This is a genomic window from Brevundimonas sp. GCM10030266, from assembly GCF_042666595.1.
In the GTDB taxonomy this organism is placed as follows: Bacteria; Pseudomonadota; Alphaproteobacteria; order Caulobacterales; family Caulobacteraceae; genus Brevundimonas.
Genome location: NZ_JBHTCY010000001.1, coordinates 1,227,999 through 1,245,780, shown reverse-complemented (window position 1 = coordinate 1,245,780; position 17,782 = coordinate 1,227,999). Strand labels below are relative to the sequence as shown.

The following is a 17,782-nucleotide window of genomic DNA, read 5'->3' as shown; positions in this document are numbered from 1 at the left end:
AATCGGTCAACTTGACCAGACCTGACCGGCTTGGATAGGACACGGGTCTGTGCGCTTCGTCTTCCCGGAGCGCCGAGCGGCCCCGCTCAGCTAGAGAGACAGGCCTGTCAGATGACCTCGCCCGGCTATGTGATCCTGGACCCCGGTCCCGAGCTGCGCCCCATGCCCGACGTGGACTGGCGGGCGGACATGATCGACTACAAGCAGCACGACGCCTATCGCGAACTGGCGTCCGGGGTTGATCTGCCGACCCGCCTGAAGGCCGGTACGATCTTCGCCGCCGGCATGGCCAAACTGCTGCTGAAGCGGACGATCCGCTACGAAATGATCCCGTTCGATGTCCGCGCCGACCGGTCTGCGGCCGGTCGCCTGCGCTTCGCCGGAGCGGCCCTGCGGAACATGACCGCCGGCTCGATGCGCAAACGTCATGCCCGGGCGGGCGCCGCGGCGAAGGGCGCCCGACTGGACCAGCACGGCGTCATGGTGCTGAAGGTTCCGACCCCGCAGGTCGAGGCGCTGGAACAGGTCTCCCGGACCCAGTTCGAAGCCCTGGCCGCTCGCCGCGGCAAGTCGAACGGCCAGCGCAAATTCGAGGAATCACGCGGTCAGGCCAGTCGGGTCGCCGAGGGTGAACTGTTCTCGCAGATCGAGAGTCTGCTGCAGGAGTCCGGCGTCATGGCCGCCTCCGACGCCTACCTCGGTCGTCCGGCCCGCCTGATCGACGTGAACCCGCAGATCAACGACGTGTCCGACAGCTTCTGGCGTGACATCTTCCCGGACATGGACGCCAACGAGCTGCCCGCGACCGCCTATTGCCATCGCGACGCCTCGGGCGGCGATCTGAAGGCGATCATCTATCTGAGCGACGTCGGCGAACGGAACGGTCCGTTCAGCTATGTGCTGGGCTCGAACCGCATGCGGATTTCGAAGCTGGACGACCTGATCTGCGAGGCCAACGACAGCAACGGACTGGGCGCCACCGACCCGAAGGCCCGTCGGCTGTTCGCCGCCCTGCCCGCCCGTCTGCGCCAGAAGGGCGCCTTCGGCAACGACCTGACCCCGGACGCAGCGATCAGCGCCGATATCAACGCCGGCCTCTGGGCCATCCAGGCGGCGAAGGGATCGATCGTCCTGTTCGACACCAAGGGCATTCACCGCGGCGGCATGGTCGTCGAGGGCGAACGCCGCGTCATCACCTGCGTGATCGGATGACGATCCTCGACCTGACGCCCGCAGCCCCGCACGCGGAGGCCCTGCGTTGAGATTCCACCCCGCCATTCTGATGCTGATGGTCTGGGTCGCCTGTGTGGCGGCCTTCTTCATCCTGCCGTTCCAGCTCGAGAACCGGGTGATGAGCATCTACGGCTATCTCATCCTGTTCCTGTTCATCGGGGTCTTCTGCCTCGGAGCCTTCATCGCGGGGCGGCCGCAGGTGCAGCAGCCGCGCCGTACGGACCTGACCCTGGACTTCCAGCTGACGGATCGACTGCTCATCGTCGCCGCCCTCATCGCGGTCGGCGCCGCCTTCATGGACACCGCGGACCGGAACATCCTGAACCTCGCCGAGGCCTACCGCGCACGCTCGGCGACCGCGGGCGCCCTGATGAGCGGCGACGAGTCGCAAAGCTCGATCTGGTTCCAGCTGAGCTTCCTCACCTATCCCGCCGGCTTCATTTATCTGGTCCGGGAGATCGCCTACCGGCCGCGCCCCGTGCTGTGGAAGCTGGGCCTCTACGGTCTTCTGCCCATCGTGATGGCGGCGCTGTCGATGGGCGGACGCTCACCGCTGCTCTATGCGCTGGTCGTGATGATCTACGCCTTCAACCTGCGGAAACAGCTGTTCCCGAAGATCCCCGGCCAGACCGTTCGCCGCCGTCGTCCGCTGTTCAAGCTGGGTCCCGCCGGCAAGGCGGCGATGGGCGCGCTGGGCGGCGTCATGTTCATCTACTTCATGCAGGTCTTCCTGACCCGGGCCGAGATTTCCGGCGGCGTCGACGCGATGTTCGGCATCGCCGGCCAGTCGTGGGGCGTAAACTTCAACGGGCCGGGATCGAACGTGCTGTTCGAGCTGCTCGGGCCCGAGGGCGCCTATCTGACCTTCGTCAGCTTCTGGTATCTGCTCCAGGGGCTGGTGATGTCGAACACCCTGTTCACCAGCTACGACGGCCCCATGCAGTTCGGGGTGTACGGCATCGACCTGATCGGCGCCCTGATGCGTCGACTGAACGGCGAGTTCGTCGCCAACGGCTACGCCCACCTCGGCGCGGTCAATGTCTACGGCTTCCTGCCCTCGGCCTTCGGCACCCTCTATGTCGACCTCAAATTCCTGGGCCTGATCCCGTGCTTCATCTGGGGCTGGCTGGCCGGGAAGGTCTATGCCCTGGTCAAGAGGGGGCGCGATCCGCGCTGGCTCATGGCCGTGCCCTTCATCGTCATGGGCATCCTGTTCAGCATCATCGGCACGCCGATCGGTTTCTCGAACGGCCTTCTGATCCATCTCTGGCTGATCGCGGCCCTGATCACGGTGCGCGTCCGGGTCGCGGCGCCGCAATCGGCGCACCCGCCCCGGCGTATGACCCGCCGTTGGGTATGAGGCGATTTTCGCCGCTCCAAGGGCTGCCCTGAACGCTCAGGATTGCTAAGGTTCGCTCAGGTTTCCGGGACACTCAGAACATCATGCGATTCAAAGAATACGTGCGGACGCGCATCCTGCCGTTGATCAACGGCGTGCTTGGCGTGGCCGCGCTGAAACTGGTGCCCGCCAGCACGCCCAATCGTGACTTCGACGGCTTCGTCGCCCATCTCGGCAAGCTGGGACACACCTTCAAGACGGTGATCGACGTCGGCGTCGCCCACGGCACGCCCGGCCTCTACAACTCGACCAGGGGCGCGCAGCTGTATCTGGTCGAACCGGTTCCGGCCTGCGCCCCGATCCTGGCTGAATACGCCCGCACCCTCGGCGCCCGCACCTTCAACGTCGCCGCCGGCGCCGAGGATGGTGTCCTGCGCTTCAACGTCCACAGCGACATCTCGGGCTCCTCCGCCTTCGACCAGTGGGAAGGCGCGCGACTGGACGGCGAGACCGTCGAGGTGCCGATGCGGCGTCTGGACAGCATCATCGAACAACCGATCGCCCGCCCCTGCCTGCTGAAGGTCGACACCCAGGGCGCCGAACTGATGGTGCTCGAGGGCGCCTCCGGCATTCTGGACCAGATCGACGTGATCATCGTCGAGTGCTCCTTCCACCAGTTCCGCCACGGCGCGCCCGAGTTCAACGAGATCGTCATCCGCATGAACGAGCTCGGCTTCGCCTGCTACGAAACGCTGGAAGGCCACTACCGCGCGCTCGACAACGCCCTGGCCCAGGTGGATCTGGTCTTCGTTCCGTTCGATTCCCCGCTGCGTCGGGACAAGGGCTATTTCAGCCAGCAGCAGATCGACAGCTACCTGAAGGCCTCCTGAGGCCTCAGGCGCTCCGGGGCTCCATCGGACGGGCGGGGTTGCCGATGACGGTGACCCCCGGCGGCACATCCTTCGTTACCACCGCCCCCATGCCGATCACGGCGCCCTTGCCGATGCGCAGCGGCTTGCCCGGCGTTCCCTGACGCAGCACGGCCCCCGTGCCGACATAGACGTCATCCTCGATGTGGACGTTGCCGTTGCAGGCCACCTTCGGCGCGAAGGTGACGAAGTCGCCGATCACGCAGTCATGGGCGACATACGAATAGATGTTGCAGTGGAAATGCCGCCCGATCCTCGCCGAGGCGGTGACGATGGTGAAGTCGCAGAAGACGGCGCCCTCGCCGACCACGACGTCGGGCCCGCGCCGATGGGTCGTGGCCGACAGGGATCCTGCGGTGATCCGGTCCGCGATCCTGCGCCGGATCGCGGCGTCGCCGATCGCGATGACCGCCGGACAGTCCAGCGCCTCGGCGCCGATGACCGGCAGGCCACAGACCGTCTGGCCGACCTCCTCGGGATTGTCGGATACGAACACCACCTGCCCGCCGCTCGCCGCGACGGCGTCGTGCGCCGCCTGCACCAGTTCACGGCCGAAACCGCCGGGTCCATAGATCGCGATCTTCATGCCTGACAGTTGCACGGTCGGACCGGTCCGGCCAATAGGCAGGCGTCAGTGAAGGCCGTCGCACGCCGTACGGGGAACAGACGATGACGCACAATCGCGAAGACCGTCCCGGAAGGGTTCTGGTCACCGGCGCCACCGGCTTTCTGGGCAGGGCCGTCGTGAATGAACTCACCGCCCGGGGACGCCCCGTGCGCGTCGCCGTGCGCCATGATCCGGGTGATTGGCCGGCCGGCGTGGACATCGCCGTCGTGGGTGATCTCGGCCCCGACACCGACTGGTCCGCAGCGCTGGAGGGCATCGACGCCGTGGTCCACTGCGCGGCCCGCGCCCATGTACTGAACGAGACAGCCACGGATCCCCTGACTGTCTTCCGCCGGGCCAATGCCGAAGCCGCCGTGCATCTGGGGCGGCAGGCCGCGCAGGCCGACGTGCGTCGTGTGGTCTTCATCTCCAGCATCGGGGTCAACGGCCGCGAAACGCATGGCGTCCCGTTCACCGCCCACGACGCGCCCGCGCCGCACTCCCCCTATGCGGTGTCCAAGCATGAGGCTGAGCAGGGGCTGACCGCCGTCGCCGCGGAGACCGGTCTGGAGGTGGTGACTATCCGGCCGCCGCTGATCACCGGTCCGGACGCCAAGGGCAATCTGGGCACACTGGCGCGGTGGATCGGGCGAGGGCTGCCGCTACCGTTCGGCCTTGTGAACGGCAATCGCCGGGATCTGGTGTCCCGCGACCGGCTCGCGGCGCTGATCTCCGATTGTCTTGATCACCCGGCGGCGGCCGGACAGACCTTCCTTGTCAGCGACGGCGCCCCGGTCTCCACGCGCGGGCTGTTGCTCGACATGGCCGCGGCGATGGGCACGAAGGCGCGGCTGATTCCGGTCCCGCCGGCGCTGCTGGGATCGGCCCTGTGTCTTGCCGGAAAAGAGGCGATGCGGTCGCAACTGCTGGGCGACCTCGAAATCGACATCACCCACACCCGCGACACCCTGGGATGGCGCCCCTGAAGCCTTCCGAGTCCGGGCGGGATAGGCTAGTTCACCTGCCACGGATCGGCGCAGTCCTGGCGCCGGACAACAGGGATTCGTCGATTGAGCGTCTTCATCATCGCCGAAGCGGGCGTCAATCATAACGGCGACCTCACGCGGGCGCTCGACATGATCGATGCGGCGGCGGCGGCCGGCGCCGACGCCGTGAAATTCCAGACCTTCTCGACCGATCTCGTGATCGGCCCGACGGCCGGCAAGGCCGAGTACCAGCAGCGCGAGACGGGCGAGGGCTCCCAGCGCGACATGGTGCGCCCGCTCGAGCTTTCGGACGCAGATCACGAACAACTGGCCGAACGCTGCCGCCAGCGGGGCATCGAGTTCATGTCGACGCCGTTCGATCACGGCTCGGTCGACCTGCTGATCCGCCTCGGCATGAAGCGGATGAAGGTGCCGTCGGGCGAGATCACCAACTTCCCCTTCCTGCGCTACCTGATCGCCCAGAACCTGCCGCTGATCGTCTCGACAGGCATGGCGACCCTGCAGGAGGTCGAGGAGGTCGTGGCCTTCATCGCCGAAACCCGCGCCGCCATGGGCTTCACGACGCCGATGCAGGATTTCGTCACCATCCTGCACTGCACCTCCAACTATCCGGCGGCCTGCGCCGATGTGAACCTGCGGGCCATGCAGACCATCGCGACGACGACGGGCCTGCCGGTCGGCTATTCGGATCACACCCTGGGCGTCGCGGTGTCGACCGCCGCCGTCGGCATGGGCGCCGTGGTGATCGAGAAGCATTTCACCATGGACAAGACCCTGTCCGGGCCCGACCACACCGCCTCGCTCGATCCGGTCGAACTGGCCACGCTGGTGCGCCAGATCCGTGACGTCGAGGCCGCGCTGGGCTCGCCGGTGAAGGCCCCCACGGAATCCGAAATCCCGGTGCGCGCCCTTGTCCGTCGCTCGGTCACCGCCGCCCGCGATCTGGCCATCGGCGAGACCGTGACCGAGGCCGACGTGCTGCTGCTGCGTCCCGCCAGCGGCATCCCCGCCAAGCAGATGGACGAGGTGATGGGGCGCACGCTGAAGACGGCTGTGCCCGCGGGCCAGCCGCTGCAGTGGACGGACCTGGCCTGAGCATGCGCCGCGTCCGCTACATTAGCGGCACCCGGGCCGATTTCGGCCTCATGCGGCGCACGCTTGAGGCCGTGCGGGACCACGAGGCGCTGGCGCTGTCGGTCATCGCCACCGGCATGCACCTGTCACCGGCTCATGGAGACACGGTGCGGGAGATCGAAGCAGCGGGCCTGACGCTGTCCGCGCGCGTCCCCTTCCCGCTGCAGCCGGCCACCGGCGCCACGATGGCGCGCGGGATCGGCGTGATGATCCCGGCCTTCGTCGCCGCCCTGGAAGAGGATCGGCCGGACATCATCCTGCTGCTCGGCGACAGGGGCGAGATGCTGGCCGGAGCCCTGGCTGCGATCCATCTCAACATCCCCGTGGCCCACGTCTGCGGCGGCGAACGATCCGGCACGGTCGACGAGCCGGTCCGCCACGCCATCTCCAAGCTGTCTCACCTTCACCTGACGGCGACCCGGGAAGCCCGTGACCGGCTGGTCCGCATGGGCGAGGCGCCGGAGCATATCCATGTCGTCGGCGCCCCCGGCCTCGACGGCCTTGATGACCGCCCGGCGGCGGATCGCGCGACGGTGGCCGACCGCTACGGGCTGGACCCCGCCCGCCCCTTCGCCCTGATGCTCTACCATCCGGTGCTGCAGGAAGCCGCGCGGGGCGAGGCCGATGCGGGGATGCTGATCGACCAGCTTCTGGCGGTGGGTTGCCAGGTTCTGGCGCTGGCGCCGAATGCGGATGCGGGCAGCGACGGCGTCCTGAACGCGCTGCGCGAGCGTGAAGGTCATGCCGATGTCCGCCTGCTGACCCATCTGGCGCGCGAGGATTTTCTGGACGCCATGTCGGTCGCAGACCTGATGCTGGGCAACTCCAGCTCGGGCATCACCGAGGCAGCCAGCTTCGGCACGCCCGTGCTCAATGTCGGTCGTCGCCAGAACCTGCGTGAGCGCAACGCCAACACGGTCGATGCGAACATCGAGATCGGCGGCGTCGCCGCCGGGATCCGCGAGCAGCTGGCCCACGGCCGCTATCCGGTGGCCAATGTCTACAGCGTCCTGGGCGGCACGGCGGCGAAGCGGATAGCCGAGCATCTGGCCGGGCTGGTGATCGACGACGCCCTGCTGATGAAGGTCAACCGGTACTGAGATGATCCACCTGATCGGGGCAGGCGGGCACGGCAAGGTCGTCATCGACGCCTGGCTGGCGGGTGGCGGAGCGCGGGAGCACCTGCGTGTCCGGGACGGCCGCGCCGCCATGACCGACCGGACCGTCTTGGGCCTTCCGGTCCTGAGTCCCGAGATCGATGACAGTCTGGCGGACACCGAGGTTCATGTCGCCATCGGCGACAACACGGCCCGCGCCAACCTGATCGCAGCCGCGCTGGCGGTCGGGGCGCGTCTGCGGACGATCCGTCATCCCTCATCCTCCGTCTCGACCTTCGCCCACATCGGGGACGGCGGCTTCATCGGCGCCGGCGCGGTCATCGGACCGGAGGTGACGACCGGGCCCGGCGTGATCGTCTGCGCGGGCGCCGTCATCGACCACGACAGCCGGATCGGCGATCATGCCTTCGTCGGCCCCGGCGCTGTCATCGCCTCCCGTCTTTCCATCGGCGCTCGCGCCGTCGTCCGGGCCGGCGCCGTCGTCACCCGCGATCTGGCCACCGGCGAGATCTGGCCCGCGCCGCCGGCATCGTCTTCCGCAGGATTCCAAACCGCATGACCGACATTACGGACTTCTGCTCCCGCCGGACCGCCAGCATCCGGGACGCCATGGAGACGATCAACGCCTCCGGCGTGCAGATGCTGCTGCTCGTCGACGCCGACGGCCGCTTCCTTCGCACCGTCACCGACGGCGACCTGCGCCGCCTGCTGCTGGCTGGGGCCGGGATGGAAGATACGCTGGAAGGCCTGCCGGACCTCGCCTCCGTCACCGCCCCGGAAGAGGTCACGCGCAAGGCCGCGCTTGGCCTGATGGACCAGCACGAGATCAACCACCTGCCCCTGATCGACGGCGAGGGCCGGGTCGTGCGGGTGCTGAGCCGCCGCGACATCGGCGCGCCGATCCTGCTGTCGACCCCGCACATGGGCGAGGCCGAGCTGCATTTCGTCGAGGAGGCCTTCCGCACCAACTGGATCGCGCCGCTGGGCCCCAACGTCGATGCGTTCGAGCGCGAGATCGCCGATCTGGCCGGGGTCAGGCACGCCGCCGCCCTCTCGTCCGGCACCGCCGCCATCCATCTGGCGGTGAGGATGCTGGGCGTGCAGCCGGGCGACAGGGTCTTCTGCTCGACCCTGACCTTCGCGGCCTCGGCCAATCCCATCGTCTACGAGGGCGGCGAGCCGGTCTTCATCGACAGCGAGCCCGACAGCTGGAACATGTCGCCCGTGGCGCTGGAGCGCGCCTTCGACGCCGCGAAGGCCGAAGGCTGGATGCCCAAGGCCGTCATCGTCGTGAACCTGTACGGCCAGTCCGCCGACATGGACCCGATCCTCGAACTCTGTAACCGCCACGGCGTGCCGATGATCGAGGACGCCGCCGAAAGCCTGGGCGCGACCTACAAGGGCAAGGCGTCCGGCTCGTTCGGCCTGATGGGCGTCTTCTCTTTCAACGGCAACAAGATCATCACCACTTCGGGCGGCGGCATGCTGGTGTCCGATGACGAGGCCCTGATCAAACAGGCCCGGTTCCTGGCGACGCAGGCGCGCGATCCGGCGCCGCATTACCAGCACAGCCAGATCGGCTTCAACTACCGTATGTCCAACATCCTGGCGGGTGTCGGACGCGGCCAGCTGCAGGTGCTGGGCGACCGGGTCGAGGCGCGCCGCGCGGTGCATGACGCCTATCGCGAAGGCCTGTCCGGCATCCCCGGTCTGGAGTGGCAGCCCGAGCCGGAGTGGAGCTGGTCCAACCGCTGGCTGTCAGCCCTGACGCTCGATCCGGCCATCACCGGCGTGACCGCCGCCGAGGTCATCCAGCGTCTCGCCGACGAGATGATCGAGGCCCGCCCGGTCTGGAAGCCGATGCACCAGCAGCCGGTCTTCGCCCACTGCCGCCACTTCGCCCACGGCAATGAGCCGGTATCGGACGACATCTTCGCGCGTGGCCTGTGCATGCCATCCGGCTCGAACATGACCCGGGCCGAGATCGACCGGATCATCGACGCCATGCGCAGCATCCTGACGGCCCGGTGATCCCGTGAAGCGCGCGTTTGATTTCGTGATGGCGGGCGGCGCCCTGATCGCCCTGTCGCCGGTGATGCTGGCCACGGCCATCGCCGTGAAGGCGACCTCGAAGGGGCCGGCGATCTACTGGTCCGACCGCGTCGGCCGGGACAACAGGCTGTTCCGCATGCCGAAGTTCCGCTCCATGCGGACCGAGACGCCGGCGGTGGCCACCCACCTCCTGACCGACACCACCGCCTGGCTGACGCCCATTGGCGGCTTCCTGCGCAAGTCCAGCCTGGATGAACTGCCCCAGCTGTGGAGCATCTTCGTCGGCGACATGTCGATCGTCGGCCCGCGTCCGGCCCTGTTCAACCAGGACGACCTGATCGCCCTGCGCACCGAGAAGGGCGTCCACACCCTCCGCCCCGGCCTGACCGGCTGGGCGCAGGTCAACGGGCGGGACGAGCTGTCCATTCCGGACAAGGTCGCGCTGGACGTCGAATACCTCGAGAACCGGTCATTCGGCCTGGACCTGAAGACGATCTGGTTGACCGTCGGCAAGGTCCTGGGCGCGCGCGACATCTCGCACTAGGCGTGGTGATCAGGCGCGCTTGATCGGCACCACCTCGGCGGCGCGATCGTCTCCGACCGTGCGGACACGCGCCAGGATCTCGAAGATCAGCGCCCGGGCGGCGGCGTTGTCGCCCGCGCGACCGGCCTGCTCCAGCTTGTGCACGATCCGCTCGGTCATGCGGGCGCCCTGGATGCGGTCGGTGACGCACATCAGGCTGGCGCCGCACATCTCGGCGACCTCGCTGGAATCGACCAGTTCCTCGAACAACTTCTCGCCGGGACGCAGGCCGGTGACCTCGATCTCGATGTCCTTGCCGGGAACCTTGCCGTAGAGGCCGATCAGCTGGCGGGCCAGGTCGATGATCTTCACCGGCTTGCCCATGTCCAGAACGAACACGCCGAGCGGTCCGTCCGGCTGCTCCGCCGAATGCGCCGTGGCGTGCAGCACCAGCTGGACCGCCTCGGGGATGGTCATGAAATAGCGTTCGATGTCTGGATGCGTCAGCGTCACCGGACCGCCGCGCTCGATCTGGGCGCGGAAGGTCGGCACGACAGAACCGGCCGAGCCCAGCACGTTACCGAAGCGCACCACGCTGAAGCGGGTGTCGCCCTTGCCGGTCTGCTGGGCGCGCACGACCGCCTCGGCCAGCCGCTTGGTGGCGCCCATGACGTTCGGCGGATCGACGGCCTTGTCGGTCGAGATGAAGACCATGTGCTTCACCCCGGCGACATTGGCGGCCTCGGCGACATTCCAGGTGCCGACCACATTGGTCAGCACGCTCTCGCACGGGTGCTTCTCCATCAGCGGCACATGCTTCAGTGCGGCGGCGTGGAAGACGATGTCGGGGCGGTCGCGGGCGAAGACCTCGTTCAGCAGGGCCTTGTTGCGCACGTCGTAGAGATACTCGCGGCGCGACAGGGTCGGCCAGCGCGTGGCGATCTCCTGATCGATCTTGAACAGCCCGAATTCCGAGTTGTCGAGCAGCACCAGATGGCCGCAGCCCAGGCTGGCGACCTGACGGCAGATTTCCGAGCCGATCGAGCCGCCTGCGCCGGTGACCAGCACCCGCTTGCCGGCGATGAGGCTGCGCAGCGGACCGTCGGCCAGGCGCACCGGCGGGCGGGCCAGCAGCTCCTCCAGCTCGAATTTGCGCATGACCGGCTCATCCGCCGTCCCGGCCATCTCGACCAGGCTGGGCATGCGCAGCAGATGGACGCCCCGGGTGCGCAACTGCCCCAGCCGGTCCACGCCGAAATCGACCGGCGTCAGGATATCGTCGAGGAAGACCAGCGCCGCCTCGATGTCATGGTCGGTCAGATCCTCGAGGATCTCGAAGGCGGCGCCGGCGTCGGTCAACACCGGCACGCCGCGCAGCTCACGCGTCACCGCACCCTTGTTGTCTGTCACGATGCCCGCCGGGCGATAGGCCTCGCCGCTGCGGGCCAGTTCGCGCAGGAAGGTCTCGACCCGGTCCATGGCGCCGACCACGATCAGCGGCTTGCGCTCGTCGCGGGCGCCGAGGAACGGCGCGATGGCCTGCAGCGCTTCCTTGTCGTGGAGGATCCGGCGCAGCAGCACCAGCCCCAGGGTCAGGCCGATATCGAGCACCGGCGCGATGAACAGGGTCGAGCGCGGCAGCGACGCGCCCCGGTCGAGGAAGAAGCTGAACGCCAGGAAGATGGCGGCCGTCAGCAGGGATGTCCGCACCATCGGACCGATGTCCACGATGGAGACATATCGCCACAGCGCCCGGTCGGTCCGGAAGAACAGATCCAGCGCGAAGCCAAGCCCGGCGAAGATCAGGGCGAACAGCCAGGCGGACTCGATCGCATTGAGGATCGCCTCGGGGTTCAGGCCATTGCCGGACGCGACCAGATAGCCGCCGATCATCGCGACCCCGCGAACCACGGCGCGCGCGGTCACCTTCAGTCCGCGGATCAACAGTACGTTTGCGTTACCCAAAACCGTCCCACCTGACAGGCGTCGACCGGAAGAATCCCCGCGCGAAAGTAATAGTCCGCGGCGATCACAGTACGGTGACGAATACCCGTCGCCCTCCACTTCGACCGTTCATGCTCGCGTTCGTTTTGCGACTTCTTCCGCAGACGCCCGCCCCGACGCGCTCAAATGGGCGCGGTCGATAAAAGTTCCGGCGTTCTAGACCTTTGAGCCCCGGCTGTCACGCTTGACCCACAGCCGCTGGGGGACATCGAATAACGACAGTATTTGATCTGGCGCTGAACCTTCCCGGAAAGCTTGATTTCTTGCCGACGGCCCGGCCCGGCTTCCGGACCGGGCCGACCGATACAAAACTGTTCCGAGACGAGAAACCTTTCAGGCTCTAGAAGACGGGCAGTCGCGACAGGCGCGGGGGAAAGATGACGATCTATCCGGTGATCATGTGCGGCGGCGCGGGCTCACGCCTGTGGCCCGCGTCACGTCCCGGACGGCCGAAGCAGTTCCTGCCCCTGACCGGCGCCCGTTCCCTCTTCCAGGAGACGGTGCTGCGGGTTTCGCCCCTCGCCGGCGAAGGCGATGTCGTGGTTGTGGCGGGCCTCGGGCATGCGGACGCCATCGCCTCCGAACTGGCCGCCATCGGCATCGAAGCCACCATCCTGCTGGAGCCCGAGGCGCGCGACTCCGGCCCGGCCATGGCGGCGGCCGCCGCCTTCATCGAGCGCCGCGACCCTGAGGGCGTCGCCGCCATCATCGCCTCGGACCATCACATCCCCGACGCCGACGCCTTCCGCGCGGCGGTCCGCACCGCCGCCGACGAAGCCGCGCGCGGGCGGATCGTCACGCTCGGCGTCACGCCCACCTGGCCGTCGTCCGCCTATGGCTACATCAGCCCGGACGGCCAAGGCCTGTCGCCGGTCAAACGCTTCGTCGAGAAGCCGGACGCCGCCACCGCCGCCCGCTACCTGGCCGACGGCTTCCTGTGGAACAGCGGCAACTTCATCGTCTCCGCCACCGCCCTTCTGGACGAACTGACCCGTCACGCGCCCGGTATCGCCGAGGCCGCCCGGGCCGCCTTGCCCGACGACGTCTCCGGCCCGCTGGTCCGCCTGACCGACGCCTTCCGCGAGGCCCCGCGTATCTCCATCGACTATGCGGTGATGGAGAAGAGTGACCGCACCTCCGTCCTGCCTGTGGCGTTCGAATGGTCGGACGTCGGCGCTTGGGACTCCGTGCTGGCCACCGGCGCGGGCCATACCGGCCTGCACATCGGCGTGGACAGCGACAACACCCTGGTCCGCGCCGCTGACGGCATGGTGGTGGCGACCCTGGGCGTGTCCAACATCGCCGTCATCGCCGAGAACGACGCCGTGCTGGTCTGCGATCTGTCGCGGGCGCAGGACGTCAAGACGGTGGTCGACCGGGTCAAGGCCGAGGCCCCGCGCCACGCCGACGTGCCCGACACCGCGGATCGGGCGCCCTATCAGCGGTTTGGCGACTGGCTGCGGACCGCCGCCCTGCCCCTGTGGGCGACGCTGGGCGCCCACGCCGACGGCGCCTTTGTCGAAAGCCTGACGCTGGAAGGTCGGCCGGTCGAGACCCGACGCCGCGCCCGCGTCCAGACCCGCCAGATCTACGTCTTCGCCCGCGCCGGCGCCGGCGGCTGGACCGGTCCCTGGCGCGAGCGGGTCGAGCGGGGGCTGGACAGCTTCCTGGCCGGCTACCTGCGTCCCGACGGCGCGGTTCGCAACGCCCTGAACCCGGACGGCTCGGTGCTGGACGACGGCATCGTCCTGTACGAGCAGGCCTTCACCCTGCTGGCCCTGTCGGCGGCCCACGCCGCCGGCGTCGAGACCGCCCGCTGCGAGGCGCAAGCCGGGATCATGCTGGATCGCCTTCTGGCGGAGAAACTGCCGCATGGCGGCTGGCGCGAGGCCGGAGACCACCCGTATCAGGCCAACGCCAACATGCACCTGTTCGAGGCCGCACAGGCCTGGGCGGCGCGCGGGGTCGATCCGCGCTGGGCGACCGTCGCGGATTCGCTGGCCGAACTGGCCCTGACCCGTTTCATCGATCCTGACGGCGGCTTCCTGCGCGAATTCTTCGACGCCGACTGGCGCCCCGCGCCGGGGGAGGACGGCCGTCTGGTCGAGCCGGGGCATCAGTTCGAGTGGGCCTGGCTGCTGTCCCGCCATGCCCTGGATCGCGGCGATGACCGCGCCACGGCGGCCGCGAAGCGCCTGTACCTGCATGGCCTGCGCGGTGTCGATCCGCGCCGGGGCGTCGCGGTGGATGAGCTGGACGACAGCCTGTCGGTGCGCAGCGCCCGCGCGCGCCTGTGGCCCCAGACCGAATGGCTTCGCGCGGCGCTGGCGATGGCGGAGCTGGCCGAGGGATCGGAGCGCGAGCAACGGCTGGCCGAAGCCCGCAAGGCGGCGGCGGCGCTGGCCCTCTACCTGCGACCGAACGGCGCATGGAGGGACAAGCTGGAGGCGTCCGGCGCCTTCGCCGACGAGCCCGCTCCGGCGAGTTCGCTGTACCACATCATCGGGGCCTTCGATCAGGTCCGCGCCGCGGCGGAGGCGGGAATCATTACTGAAGCGCCGAAGGGATTGAACTAAATCCCGACTTCGCCGTTAGAGGCCCGACCGCGGGGGCGGGCGCCTTCATTCCCTGTTCAGCTGCGATCGTCTTTCAGGGGACGCCGCCGCAACGCGAGACCCACGTGATCGATCTTCACTGCCATATCCTGCCGGGCATCGACGACGGCGCCCCGGATCTGGAGACCGCGCTGGCCATGGCCCGGATGGCCGTCGCCGACGGCATCACCGTGACCGCCTGCACCCCGCACATGATGCCCGGCTATTACGAGAACACCTCCGAGGGCGTGCGCGCCGCCGTGGTCGCCCTGCAGGCCGAACTGGACAAGAGCGGCATCCCCCTGCGTCTGGTCACCGGCGCCGATGTGCATCTGGTGCCGGGTCTGGCCTCCGGCCTGCGCGACGGCTCGAAGCTGACCCTGGCCGACACCCGCTACTTCCTGTTCGAGCCGCCGCACAACACCGCCCCCCCGCGTATGGCCGACGCCGTGTTCGACTGCATGGCCGCCGGTTTCCATCCGCTGATCACCCATCCGGAACGTCTGCGCTGGATCGAGGAACAGTACGATCTGATGGTGCAGATGGCCGAGGCCGGCGCGTGGATGCAGATCACCGCGGGCTCGGTCACCGGACGCTTCGGCAAGCGCACGCAATACTGGGCCGAACGCATGCTGGACGAAGGCATCGTCCATATCCTCGCCACCGACGCGCACAATCTGCGCAGCCGCTCCCCGGTTCTGTCGGAGGCGGTCGAAGCCGTCGCCGGGCGACTTGGCGAACAGGCTGCGAAAGACATGGTGTTGACCCGACCCCTCGCGGTACTGGAAAACGCTACGCCTGCTTCGGTCCCGCCCGCGGTGGGCGCCCCCCGCCCCGCCGCAAGGTCGGGCTTCCTCAAACGGCTGTTCAAGGCCGCCTGAAATCAAGGTGACTGTCGCATGATGCGCGCCCTCTCGCTGGTCCTGACCGCCACGGCCCTGCTGCTCGCGGCCTGCGGCGGCCCCCGCATGGACGTCACCCAGATGACCGCCGCCCAGCCGGTGGATCTGAACACGGCCCGGACGGCCAGCGCCGTCCCGCAGGAGTATCGCATCGGCGTCAGCGACAAGCTGGCGATTCGCGTCTTCCAGGTGCCGGACCTGTCGTTCGATGAGCTGGTGGTCGACACCTCGGGCAACCTGCAACTGCCGCTGATCGGCGCCGTCCGCGCATCGGGCCGCACCTCGAGCGAGCTTTCGGCCGATATCGCCGAGCGCCTCAGCGCCCAGTACCTGCGCAATCCGCAGGTGACCGTGACCGTCGTCCAGGCCGCCAGCCAGAAGATCACCGTCGACGGCGCCGTCACCAAGCCGGGCGTCTACGAGATGCGCGGCACCACCTCGCTGCTGCAGGCCGTGGCCATGGCCGAGGGCCCGAGCCGCGTCGCCGACCTGACCAAGGTCGCGGTCTTCCGCACCGTCGACGGCCAGCGTTCCGTCGCCCTGTTCGACCTGCAGGCCATCCGTCAGGGCCGCGCCGACGATCCGATCGTGCACGGTGACGACATCATCGTCGTTGACGCCTCGCGCCTGAACTCGGCGATGCGCGAGATCGTGGGCGCCCTGCCGGCGCTGTCGATCTTCCGTCCGTTCTGACGACTGATGGCGAGCCGGACCGCCCTGCTCGCCATCGTCTTCGCGGCCGGGCTGGGCCTCGCCGCCTGCGGACATCCGTCCGCCGGATCGTCCGGCGCCGTCGCCGCGCCCGCCGCCCGGCTTGAGGCCCTGAACGCGCTCGATACCCGCGTGGCCGGGGTGGCGTGGACGCTGGCCACGGCCAACGCGGACCTCTGTCCCGTCACCCGCCTTCGCGCGGGCTGGACGCTCCAGTCCGCCAGCCAGTACGGCGGCGACCTGCGCCCCCAGGCCGAGGCGCGTCACGGCCTTGATGGGGATCTCCCCGGCATCCTCGCGGCCCCGCCCGGCAGTCCGGCGGCGCGAGCCGGCCTCTCCCCCGGCGACCTGATCCTCGCGGTCAACGGCCAGCCTCTTTCACGGGGCGCCGGGGCGCGGGACTCCTATGACGGACTGCAGGCCAACGCCGCTGTCCTCGACGCCGCCGCCGCGGAAGGCCCCCTCCGCCTTCGGGTGCGCCGGGCCGGCGTTGAGAGAGAGGTGGAGGTCCTGCCGGTGGCCGCCTGCGCCTATCCGACCCAGGTCGAGGTGACCGGTACATTGCGGAGCCACGCGGACGGTCGCCACATCTTCATCAGCGACGGCATGGTCGAGATCGCCGCCGACGACGACCAGCTCGCCTTCGTCCTGGCGCACGAACTTTCCCACGCCGTGCTGGAGCACCGGACCCGGCCCGACGTCACCGGGGCTCGCGGCGCCGCCAACGCCGCCATCACCCTGCGGCGCGGCCTGTCGCTGCGCGCGGAGGCGGACGCGGATCATCTGGGCCTGTATCTGCTGGCCCGCGCGGGCTTCGATCCCTGGCGCGGGGTCGAGTTCCTGACCCGCTACGAGCAGGCCGCGCCCGGCGCCCGCTTCGCCCAGGTGAACGCCGGCGGGGTCTATGAATCGGCGCCCGCCCGCCGTCGTACGCTCCAGCCCGTGCTGGCCGAGATCGCCGCCCGCAAGGCCGACGGGCGACCGCTTATCCCGTAAGGCCCAGCCGCCGCCTCAGGTCGAGCAGCGCCAGCACGGTCCAGCCGACGGCGAAACCCGTCATGTCGGCGACGACGTCCCAGACATCGGCGTCCCGTCCCACGGACGGCAAGCCCTGGATCAGCTCGATGCCGATCCCCAGCCCCAGCATCAGCGCGGCAAGCCGCACCAGACCAGCGCGGGGCCAGCTGACCCCGACCAGAATCGTCCAGACCAGGAAGGCGGCGGCGTGGTTGGCCTTGTCCCAAGGCAGGCCCGCTTCAACGCCCTCAGACGGCCTGAACGCCAGCCAGGCGATCAGCACCGAGAAAAGGATCGTCCCGACACGGAACATCCCGATCAGCCGCTTGTTCGGCATTCGGGCGTCAGGCCGCTCGTCGTCTGTCCGTGAAGTCATGGACGGCGCTGATCGCCCGGTCGGAGGGTAATTTCATGGCGATACGCATCATCCGCTCCCAGCACCGGCCGCTCGCGCTCCCGACATCCCTCGCCGCCTCCTCGCACGGCCATGCGCCGGGCTTTGGCGCAGGGCTCTACCGCGAGGTCGGTTTTCCCCCGCGCCGCGAACCCGGACCGACCGCGTCCTCGCCCTTTGACGACGAACAGCCGCATCCATCCTCCTGAAATCAAACA

At 68.7% G+C, this 17,782-nt stretch carries 17 protein-coding genes; 14 read left to right on the top strand and 3 right to left on the bottom strand.

Translation table 11 applies throughout. From position 1 onward, the window contains the following. Nucleotides 1-111: 111 nt before the first annotated feature. From ACFQQC_RS06410 to ACFQQC_RS06400, 3 genes are all read left to right on the top strand, one after another. A complete protein-coding gene (locus ACFQQC_RS06410) occupies nt 112-1,212 on the top strand; it encodes a hypothetical protein (RefSeq protein ID WP_376860783.1) in 1,101 nt (366 codons plus the stop codon). A 46-nt stretch (nt 1,213-1,258) separates the two neighbouring features. Then, complete coding sequence (locus tag ACFQQC_RS06405; RefSeq protein WP_376860781.1) at nt 1,259-2,593, top strand: oligosaccharide repeat unit polymerase; 1,335 nt, start codon at nt 1,259-1,261, stop codon at nt 2,591-2,593. An 83-nt stretch (nt 2,594-2,676) separates the two neighbouring features. Further along, a complete protein-coding gene (locus ACFQQC_RS06400; RefSeq protein ID WP_376860779.1) occupies nt 2,677-3,462 on the top strand; it encodes an FkbM family methyltransferase in 786 nt (261 codons plus the stop codon). Between the two features lie 4 nt (nt 3,463-3,466). Here ACFQQC_RS06400 and ACFQQC_RS06395 read toward each other — a convergent pair whose 3' ends face one another. Next, nucleotides 3,467-4,087 (bottom strand): acetyltransferase, encoded by a 621-nt coding sequence (locus ACFQQC_RS06395; protein ID WP_376860777.1) that lies wholly within the window; start codon nt 4,085-4,087, stop codon nt 3,467-3,469. Between the two features lie 83 nt (nt 4,088-4,170). Here ACFQQC_RS06395 and ACFQQC_RS06390 point away from each other — a divergent pair, with 83 nt between their 5' ends. From ACFQQC_RS06390 to ACFQQC_RS06365, 6 genes are all read left to right on the top strand, one after another. Then, nucleotides 4,171-5,094, top strand: a complete 924-nt coding sequence (locus ACFQQC_RS06390) for an NAD-dependent epimerase/dehydratase family protein (RefSeq protein WP_376860775.1) — start codon at nt 4,171-4,173, stop codon at nt 5,092-5,094. An 84-nt stretch (nt 5,095-5,178) separates the two neighbouring features. Next, on the top strand, nt 5,179-6,210 hold the full coding sequence (gene neuB, locus ACFQQC_RS06385) for an N-acetylneuraminate synthase (RefSeq protein ID WP_376860773.1): 1,032 nt from the start codon (nt 5,179-5,181) through the stop codon (nt 6,208-6,210). Nucleotides 6,211-6,212: 2 nt separating this feature from the next. Continuing rightward, nucleotides 6,213-7,349, top strand: coding sequence for a UDP-N-acetylglucosamine 2-epimerase (gene neuC, locus ACFQQC_RS06380; protein ID WP_376860771.1), 1,137 nt, complete (start codon nt 6,213-6,215; stop codon nt 7,347-7,349). Between the two features lies 1 nt (nt 7,350). Beyond that, nucleotides 7,351-7,926: a DapH/DapD/GlmU-related protein gene (locus ACFQQC_RS06375; RefSeq protein ID WP_376860769.1), complete on the top strand. Its 576-nt coding sequence runs from the start codon at nt 7,351-7,353 to the stop codon at nt 7,924-7,926. Further along, the gene (locus tag ACFQQC_RS06370) at nt 7,923-9,398 is read left to right on the top strand and encodes an aminotransferase class I/II-fold pyridoxal phosphate-dependent enzyme (RefSeq protein ID WP_376860767.1); all 1,476 of its coding nucleotides are present in this window, start codon (nt 7,923-7,925) and stop codon (nt 9,396-9,398) included. Before ACFQQC_RS06375 ends, ACFQQC_RS06370 begins: the two co-directional genes overlap by 4 nt. Nucleotides 9,399-9,402: 4 nt before the next feature. After that, complete coding sequence (locus ACFQQC_RS06365) at nt 9,403-9,963, top strand: sugar transferase (protein WP_376860765.1); 561 nt, start codon at nt 9,403-9,405, stop codon at nt 9,961-9,963. A 9-nt stretch (nt 9,964-9,972) separates the two neighbouring features. Here ACFQQC_RS06365 and ACFQQC_RS06360 read toward each other — a convergent pair whose 3' ends face one another. After that, nucleotides 9,973-11,868 (bottom strand): polysaccharide biosynthesis protein, encoded by a 1,896-nt coding sequence (locus ACFQQC_RS06360; RefSeq protein ID WP_376860763.1) that lies wholly within the window; start codon nt 11,866-11,868, stop codon nt 9,973-9,975. A gap of 455 nt (nt 11,869-12,323) precedes the next feature. On the opposite strand from ACFQQC_RS06360, the gene ACFQQC_RS06355 reads away from it, so the two are divergent. The 4 genes from ACFQQC_RS06355 to ACFQQC_RS06340 all read left to right on the top strand — a co-directional run bounded on the left by ACFQQC_RS06355 (nt 12,324) and on the right by ACFQQC_RS06340 (nt 17,149). After that, nucleotides 12,324-14,522 carry an AGE family epimerase/isomerase gene (locus ACFQQC_RS06355; RefSeq protein WP_376860761.1) on the top strand — a complete coding sequence of 733 codons (2,199 nt, stop codon included), beginning with the start codon at nt 12,324-12,326 and terminating at the stop codon, nt 14,520-14,522. A 104-nt stretch (nt 14,523-14,626) separates the two neighbouring features. Further along, nucleotides 14,627-15,421 (top strand): tyrosine-protein phosphatase, encoded by a 795-nt coding sequence (locus ACFQQC_RS06350; RefSeq protein WP_376860759.1) that lies wholly within the window; start codon nt 14,627-14,629, stop codon nt 15,419-15,421. Between the two features lie 18 nt (nt 15,422-15,439). Beyond that, nucleotides 15,440-16,135, top strand: a complete 696-nt coding sequence (locus ACFQQC_RS06345) for a polysaccharide biosynthesis/export family protein (RefSeq protein WP_376860757.1) — start codon at nt 15,440-15,442, stop codon at nt 16,133-16,135. Between the two features lie 6 nt (nt 16,136-16,141). Continuing rightward, nucleotides 16,142-17,149, top strand: coding sequence for a PDZ domain-containing protein (locus ACFQQC_RS06340; protein WP_376860755.1), 1,008 nt, complete (start codon nt 16,142-16,144; stop codon nt 17,147-17,149). Here the strand turns inward: ACFQQC_RS06340 and ACFQQC_RS06335 are convergent. Next, on the bottom strand, nt 17,139-17,546 hold the full coding sequence (locus ACFQQC_RS06335) for a hypothetical protein (protein WP_376860753.1): 408 nt from the start codon (nt 17,544-17,546) through the stop codon (nt 17,139-17,141). The two genes, ACFQQC_RS06340 and ACFQQC_RS06335, sit on opposite strands and share 11 nt — an antisense overlap. A 35-nt stretch (nt 17,547-17,581) precedes the next feature. Here ACFQQC_RS06335 and ACFQQC_RS06330 point away from each other — a divergent pair, with 35 nt between their 5' ends. Further along, nucleotides 17,582-17,773, top strand: a complete 192-nt coding sequence (locus ACFQQC_RS06330; RefSeq protein ID WP_376860751.1) for a hypothetical protein — start codon at nt 17,582-17,584, stop codon at nt 17,771-17,773. Nucleotides 17,774-17,782 lie beyond the last annotated feature (9 nt).

Bases quoted from the DNA above. Each gene is read 5' to 3' on its own strand.
- ACFQQC_RS06400 (WP_376860779.1), top strand. From the start codon at position 2,677: ATGCGATTCAAAGAATACGTGCGGACGCGCATCCTGCCGTTGATCAAC.
- ACFQQC_RS06370 (WP_376860767.1), top strand. From the start codon at position 7,923: ATGACCGACATTACGGACTTCTGCTCCCGCCGGACCGCCAGCATCCGG.
- ACFQQC_RS06335 (WP_376860753.1), bottom strand. From the start codon at position 17,546: ATGACTTCACGGACAGACGACGAGCGGCCTGACGCCCGAATGCCGAAC.
- ACFQQC_RS06390 (WP_376860775.1), top strand. From the start codon at position 4,171: ATGACGCACAATCGCGAAGACCGTCCCGGAAGGGTTCTGGTCACCGGC.
- ACFQQC_RS06330 (WP_376860751.1), top strand. From the start codon at position 17,582: ATGGCGATACGCATCATCCGCTCCCAGCACCGGCCGCTCGCGCTCCCG.
- ACFQQC_RS06375 (WP_376860769.1), top strand. From the start codon at position 7,351: ATGATCCACCTGATCGGGGCAGGCGGGCACGGCAAGGTCGTCATCGAC.
- neuC (WP_376860771.1), top strand. From the start codon at position 6,213: ATGCGCCGCGTCCGCTACATTAGCGGCACCCGGGCCGATTTCGGCCTC.
- ACFQQC_RS06345 (WP_376860757.1), top strand. From the start codon at position 15,440: ATGATGCGCGCCCTCTCGCTGGTCCTGACCGCCACGGCCCTGCTGCTC.
- ACFQQC_RS06395 (WP_376860777.1), bottom strand. From the start codon at position 4,087: ATGAAGATCGCGATCTATGGACCCGGCGGTTTCGGCCGTGAACTGGTG.
- ACFQQC_RS06340 (WP_376860755.1), top strand. From the start codon at position 16,142: ATGGCGAGCCGGACCGCCCTGCTCGCCATCGTCTTCGCGGCCGGGCTG.
- ACFQQC_RS06355 (WP_376860761.1), top strand. From the start codon at position 12,324: ATGACGATCTATCCGGTGATCATGTGCGGCGGCGCGGGCTCACGCCTG.
- ACFQQC_RS06410 (WP_376860783.1), top strand. From the start codon at position 112: ATGACCTCGCCCGGCTATGTGATCCTGGACCCCGGTCCCGAGCTGCGC.